The 6942-nt window shown below is 44.1% G+C and carries 6 protein-coding genes; 3 read left to right on the forward strand and 3 right to left on the reverse strand.

Annotated features, from left to right (window positions below):
* The coding region (locus tag F6K49_RS33010) for a hypothetical protein (protein WP_293103440.1) at positions 1 to 213 on the forward strand (213 nt) is incomplete at its 5' end.
* Here the strand turns inward: F6K49_RS33010 and F6K49_RS33015 are convergent.
* Together F6K49_RS33015 and F6K49_RS33020 are read right to left on the reverse strand one after the other, a co-directional pair.
* Complete coding sequence (locus tag F6K49_RS33015) at positions 200 to 1996, reverse strand: FkbM family methyltransferase (RefSeq protein WP_293103443.1); 1797 nt, start codon at positions 1994 to 1996, stop codon at positions 200 to 202. The genes F6K49_RS33010 and F6K49_RS33015 overlap by 14 nt on opposite strands.
* Positions 1997 to 2005: 9 nt before the next feature.
* A complete protein-coding gene (locus F6K49_RS33020; protein WP_293103446.1) occupies positions 2006 to 2134 on the reverse strand; it encodes a hypothetical protein in 129 nt (42 codons plus the stop codon).
* 224 nt (positions 2135 to 2358) lie between these two features.
* On the opposite strand from F6K49_RS33020, the gene F6K49_RS33025 reads away from it, so the two are divergent.
* Entirely contained in the window at positions 2359 to 2484 is a 126-nt protein-coding gene (locus F6K49_RS33025) for a hypothetical protein (protein WP_293046225.1), read from the forward strand.
* Here the strand turns inward: F6K49_RS33025 and F6K49_RS33030 are convergent.
* A complete protein-coding gene (locus F6K49_RS33030) occupies positions 2433 to 4490 on the reverse strand; it encodes a tetratricopeptide repeat protein (RefSeq protein WP_293103449.1) in 2058 nt (685 codons plus the stop codon). The genes F6K49_RS33025 and F6K49_RS33030 overlap by 52 nt on opposite strands.
* A 366-nt stretch (positions 4491 to 4856) precedes the next feature.
* On the opposite strand from F6K49_RS33030, the gene F6K49_RS33035 reads away from it, so the two are divergent.
* Entirely contained in the window at positions 4857 to 6620 is a 1764-nt protein-coding gene (locus tag F6K49_RS33035) for a glycosyltransferase family 2 protein (RefSeq protein WP_293103452.1), read from the forward strand.
* Positions 6621 to 6942: the final 322 nt, after the last annotated feature.

Below are 6942 nucleotides of genomic sequence, written 5' to 3' on the forward strand. Positions count from 1 at the left end.
GATTTTTGCTCCCCATCTTCCCACACTCCCCGCGCCCCCGCCCCACACTCCCCGCGCCCCCGCCCCACACTCCCCCATCTGTTTCTAATGCATCAAATTAAGCTTGCCACGCCACTACCCAACTTTATTATGCACTCCCCACCCGACTCCCGACTCCCGACTCCCAACTCCCGATTCCCGATTCCCGATTCCCTACTCCCTATTTCTTTTTAAGAGAAACTAATGATGGTACAAAAGCAGAGAGTCGTAGATGAATTATCTTCGCTTGATTAAATAAGCCATCTTTGATCAGGTGAGGCAGAGGCTGTGGTCTGACATTGTAAATATTGTTGTCTATGACCTTTACTTTGCCTCCTTCTTGCTCAAAGAAACCCGATTGTAATAACTGGTTGAAATAGTACTGGTCAGCAAAATGTCCGGCTCTCATATCTGAGTCATTTCGTTGGGAAATCATAGTAATCCAGCCATCAATCATTTTAGTAATGAATTCGCATTTTTTAAAAGCGAATACTCCTGTATTAATGTATTTATGGGATTTATATCCAATAAATTTATAGGGGTGTTTACTATAGTCAACATTAGGTTCTCTGGCTATACATAAATCACAGTCATCTAGTAAGGAAAATATCTCGGAAATATCAGCAACGACTAAGGTGTCTGTATCAAGAAATAGAGTTTTTTGATAAGGGCTATTTTTCAAGATGTCTACTTTTAGTTTATGAGGATTTTTATTTTCGTTTAAGGGATAGACTGTACAACCATCTAACTCCCCCATGGCGCAATCAGTAAATAGGGAGATGGGGATGGTAGGATTGGATTTATTGAAAAATTTATAAGCATTAAGAAATTCTTGTTTAAATTTTTCACCAATGGCTAAAAAAATGACACCACAGTCGTGGCTTGTGTCCTTCTTTTGACTAGGGTTGCCTTGGAAACCTTTACTATGGTTTTTACTATGGTGTTTATACAGACCTTCTAATAAAGCTTCGCCAAAATTATCTTCTGACCACTGGAAGTTAGGGTTAAGGGACAGCCCTAAGCGATACTCAGTTACTGCTTCAGCTGCCATGCCTTTTCGGGCTAGGGCTTTGGCTAAGGTGATATGATACTGATGGTGATCAGGGTTCAGTTCAATGGCTTTACGGTAAAATGCGATCGCAGATTCCAGATGACCTTGTTTCTCCAAGACATCCCCCAAGTTGTGATCATAGGAAGATATGGTGGGATTAAGCCCAATCGCACGACGGTAAGCGATGATAGCTTGATCAAGCTGATTATTTGCTGTGTAAGCTTCCCCTAATTTATGCTGGAAGCCACAGAAGTATTGTGCTTTTGCTGGTACTGCCAGTACATCAATTCTCTCAGTGTTGAGGCTGGTCTTTGGTTGTATTGGTTGTAAATCGTAATCATGTCGCTTCAGAAAATCGTAAATCTCTTGTCGATTCCCGAGGGTTCGTTTAAATACTTTCTCGTTAATCTCAATCACCATCCGAGGTTGATGTTGATAGATAGTCTCTTCCGCTCCTTTGAGGGCTTTCAACTCCCAACCTTCTACATCAAACTTGATCAAGTCTAGCTGGCTAAACTCAAAGGAATCTAATGGAACAGCTCGAATGGTTTGTGAGTTCTCTGAATAGGAGCAAAAACTCTCTCCTGTATTCGGTCGAATCACCAAATTCAGGGTTTCTTCTTGGTCTGAAAGGGCATAGTTATAGGATTCTGCCCCTGGTACATTTAACGTGAGACATTCATAAGCTTCTGGCAGGGGTTCAAATGCTAACACTCGACCAGTTAGGCCAACTTTATTCAAGTAAGCAATGGTGTGATCGCCAATGTTGGCACCAACATCTATGGCAACACCACCCCTTGGTATATGGGGTAAAATCCCCCTCAGCAGTGATTGATCGTGATCTAAGCGTCCTACTTTTGGGATTAATTGAGTCCTATAGGTATCATCTGCAATTAATGCAATACCATTCCAAAATTTGATTGCCATAGTTAGGTTTTAAAGGGAACAGGTAATAGGGAGTAGGGAGTAGGGAGTAGGGAAAAGGGAGTAGGGAAAAGGGAGTAGGGAGTAGCGGATATGGGAAAAAATCCTGGGCTCTTCTAGAGTAGTTATGATATATAGCAATTCTACGACTTGTGAGGTACAAATTTCTGGGTTTTAGGGAGCAGGGACTTCGGAGCAGGGAGCAGGGAAGAGGTAAGAGTAACCCACCCCTAACCCCTCCCAGGAGGGGAAGTGAGGGAAGAGGGAAAAAATAATGTGTACCTCATAGCTACGAGAAACGCTATAGGGTTTTTATCTGGGTTGTAAACACACTTCTTGCCTTCAAACTTTAGCATGTATGCCTCTTGCCTCTTGCCTCTTGCCTGTTCCCTATTCCCTATTCCCTATTCCCTATTCCCTATTCCCTACTCCCTACTCCCTACTCCCTACTCCCTACCTTGCCTTGTTTTTCCAAAACCCTGGTCAACTGAGCGTTTACTTCATAATTTTCGGGTTGGATCTCGAGGGCGATTTGGTAGAAAATAATGGCTTGGTCTAACTGATTTTGTTTAACTAATGTATTGCCTAACTGTAGATACAGTTCAGGATCGTTGGATTGTATCCCTAATGCCTTGTGATAATTATCGAGATTATCTGGATTAGTCCGAATGGCTCGACGATAACAGCTGATTGCTTGATCTAAATCTACTTGGACTCTTTCTCGAAGCACATTTCCTAATTTTTCGTGTATCTCGGGGTCATCTGGCTTTAACTGTATAGAGCGACGGTAAGACGCTACCGCCTGATCGGACTTTCCCAATTGAACCAATACACTTCCTAAACTACTGTGTAACTGAGGATGGCCTGGATTTAATTCAATAGCACTGCCATAGGCGGTAAGGGATTCATCCCAACGGTGGAGTTTGCTGAGGGCATTTCCTAAGTTTTGGTAAAATTCAAAGTACTGGTTGGGGGATAGGCCTATGGCTTGGTTTAAGGCAGCTACTGCTTCGTCTAACTTGCCGTGTTCAGTTAAGGCTAGCCCTAAATTATGGTGAGACCAGGGATTGTAAGGATTGAGTTCTATAGCTCGCTGGTAAGCTATTGCTGCTTCATCCCAATTCTGTTGTGTTAAGAGTAAATCCCCTAACCAATGGTAAGACTCACAACAGTTGGGATTGATATCGAGAGCATAGCGATAGGCTGCGATCGCTTCCGCTATTTTTCCCTGTTCTCGCAAACTATCTGCCCATTGGTGAGCCGCTAGCCAAGGGTCTTCTGATGGCGGTTCATAGTCTGGTTCTTGCCACTGTCCCAATGCTTCCAATGCTTTGCGCAAGGGGTAGTATAAATCAGGATTTTCTGGACTGAGGTCAATGGCACGACTATAAGCGGTAACTGCTTCCTCCCAGTGCTGGAGTTGGGTGAGAGCCTCCCCTAATTTTTGGTAAAACTCAAAGAACTGGTTAGGGGATAGGGCTATGGCTTCTTGATAAGCAGCTACGGCTTCTTCTAGCTTCCCTTGTTGGGCTAAGGCTAAGCCTAAATTATGGTGAGTCCAAGCATTGTAGGAATTGAGTGCTATGGCGGATTGGTAAGCTGCTGCGGCTTGCTCCCAATTCTTGTTTTCTCGATATAAATCCCCTAGCCAATGGTGAGACTCAAACCGGTCGGGATTGGTGTCAATAGCATCGCGATAGGCTGCGATCGCTTGATCCAATTGTTTGGTTTCTCGCAGAGCATCGGCTAAGCTCTCTTTAACCCCATTGATGGTGGGGTTAATGGCTATAGCGCTACGGTAAGCGGTAATGGCTTCATACCATCGAGTTTGCAAGCTCAGACTATCCCCGAGATTTTGGTAAACCCAAGCTGGCTGGTCTTGATTGAGTGCGATCGCATTTTGGTAAGAGGCGATGGCATCGTCTAAATTTCCCTGTTGCTGCTGACATTGTGCCAAGTTAGGATATACTACTTTGCCATTTTCTGGGTCACACTGACTTGCTTCCTGGTAAGCGCAAACTGCTTGATCAACTCGATTGGTTTGCCTCAGAGCATCCCCGAGATTTTTGTAGATCCAAAACGGATGGCTAGGATTGAGTGCGATCGCATTTTGGTAGGATGCGATCGCATCGTCTAAATTTCCCTGTAGTGCTTGAGCTTGTCCTAAATTGTGATAAAAATCCGGATGGTCTGGCTCGAACTGCATCCCATTCTGGTAAGCCACCATCGCCTCATCCAGTTTTCCTTGGGCTCTCAGAGCATCCCCGAGATGTTTGTAGACCCAAAACGACTGTTGGGGATTGAGGGCAATTGATTTTTGGTAGCTTGCGATCGCACCTTCTAAATCCCCCTGCTGAGCCTGAGATTGTCCCAAAAGGTGATAAATCCCTGGATTATCTGGCTGTAACTCAATTGCTTCCTGGTATGCTGCAATTGCTTCACTCTGTTGTCCTTGCTGTCTCAATTGATTTGCAATACTTACAGAAGTTTCAACCATAGCTAGTTCTAGTTGGGAGCGCATCCTAATACTGTTTTTTTATACAATTATTTAATGGTTAAATAATTGTATTCGTTCTAGCAGTTTCTCATCGAATTGATTGTGGTATCTTAGGGATTTCGCCAAAACTTTATTATAGCTAATCGCTTATACCTAACCGATTCTATTTTCTTATCTAAAATAGCGTTTGTATTGGATATATAAACCTTTGAGGTCTTTTTTTCTTAGACAATAAAACTTCGGATCTCTTTCCCCTGTTGCCTTTTGGCTCTTGCATGCATGGCTTTTTCGGCAAGAAGTGTGTTTACAACTCATATACAAACTCTATAACCATACCATCAATATCAACCATTAGCAATCAGCAAAATGGCGCAACCGTTGTATATCAAGCCAGATATTCGATCAACCCTAGGCATCAGCATTTTCACCATACCTAAGCCTTTTCTAGGTAACATTGGTATCATCCAGCACAACGCTATTACCAGCTGGACTTTGCTCAAACCCAAGCCAGAAATCATTTTATTTGGTGATGAAATTGGTACAGCTGCTATTGCTCAGGACTTAGGACTTAATCATGTTCCTGATATCGAGTGCAATAGCTATGGCACTCCTCTACTCGATAGTGTGTTTGCCCAAGTCCAGGAGCAAGCAATTCACGATATCATCACTTACATCAACGCTGATATTCTTTTACTGAAGGATTTTACCCAAGCCATTGAACAGGTCTGCCAACACCTAGACACATTTTTAATCACTGGACGACGCTGGAATCTTGACTTGTCCAAGCCCATAGAATTTCAGTCTCCCACCTGGGAAGACACCCTGAGTCAACAGGTCAATCAAAGCGGTTGTTTAGGTGCTCATGATGCTAAGGATTACTTTATCTTTCCTAAATATTTATTCCCTACTATCCCTAAGTTTGCCGTAGGACGGGGATATTGGGATACCTGGATGGTAACTACTGCGGCTATGAAGGGTTATCCCATAGTCGATGCCAGCCAAGTGGTGATGGCAGTGCATCAAAATCATACCTACGCTCATCTGATGGGGGGCAAAAATGAGGCCCATATGGGCAAAGAAGCCCAACAGAATAAAACCATTGGCAATGTCCAAGCACAAGGCACCATTGCTGACAGCACCTGGCAGCTAAAACCCTGGCATCATCACGATTCACCACGAGTTAGTGTGATTATTATTGTTGAAAACAATAGCGCGATAGTTGAGCGAGCAGTGGACAGTGTGCTCGCTCAAAACTATTCCGACTATGAAATTATTGTGGTGGATGGGGCTGGTAATCAGGGAGTAGGGAGTAGGGAGCAGGGAATAGGGAGTAGGGAGGGATCCCCCCTAGCCCCCCTTAATAAGGGGGGGATGCGAGTAGCAGGGAACAGGGAGCAGGGAGTAGGGAGCAGGGAGGGATCCCCCCTAGCCCCCCTTAATAAGGGGGGAACAGGGATTAATAAGGGGGGAACAGGAAGTAGGAACCTTAGTAAGGGGGGAATTGTTATTAAAGGGGGATGCGTACGCAAATGGGGGGCGTTGTGCGATTGGCCTACGGCCACGCTACGCGAACGCGCTCTTGAGATGGCCCAAGGAGAATTTGTCACTTTTCTCGATAGTGACAGTGTTTTACTACCAGATGCCCTAGAGAAACAAGTAGCAGCATTTGACCGGGAATCCTCTACCCTAGATTTACTATTGAGTGGGTGGCAACTGGTTGAGGGAGAAAAAATAACCCAGGTGACGCCATGGCAAGAGTTACCAGATTTAGAAGACTTACACATCTGGAAGTTAGGGAAACTGTGGCAACCGTTGCGTCAAAGTAATAGTATGTTTCGTCGCAGTCGTTTAGACCTAGTAGGAGGCTTCAATAGGGAATTAAATCAAGACGCTGCGATGGTAGAAGTAATATTAAATCTAGTATTTTTGAGAGGAAGCCGAGCCCTGTGGTTGCCAGAAGCAACTTGTAGCTATTTTGGGCAACGTAATACTATTGAGAAACAGTCTACTCCAGTTGCTGAAGATATGAAAGAGGTGATTGATAGTATCTTTAAGCAACCAACAGTGAAGGGATGGATGCAAAAATTAAAAGCTAGAGCTTATCCTAAGGGAGTAGGGAGTAGGGAGTAGGGAGTAGGGAGTAGGGAATCGGGAATCGGGAATCGGGAATCGGGAGTAGGGAATCGGGAATCGAGAGTAACAAAAATAGGACTTACGCGGTTAACTTGATTTCGCCCCCCTAGGGTATGTCTTCTTGCCTCGGAGATCCCCCGTTGGTCCCCCTTAAAAAAGGGGGACTTTGACTATGGCTCCCCCCTTTTTTAAGCTATGCTTTATAAACATATTTCTTTACAAAAAACTTGACAAAAGTAACTTGATATGATTAGTGTGATCAAAAAACTTGACGTCCCACGTTCTCGCTCAGTTTGTATAGGAAAAGCCTTTTGCCAAA

The organism is Moorena sp. SIO3I6 (assembly GCF_010672095.1).

Excerpts from the sequence above, each read along its gene's own strand:
- F6K49_RS33015 (WP_293103443.1), bottom strand. The coding sequence starts at position 1,996 with ATGGCAATCAAATTTTGGAATGGTATTGCATTAATTGCAGATGATACC.
- F6K49_RS33030 (WP_293103449.1), bottom strand. The coding sequence starts at position 4,490 with ATGGTTGAAACTTCTGTAAGTATTGCAAATCAATTGAGACAGCAAGGA.
- F6K49_RS33035 (WP_293103452.1), top strand. The coding sequence starts at position 4,857 with ATGGCGCAACCGTTGTATATCAAGCCAGATATTCGATCAACCCTAGGC.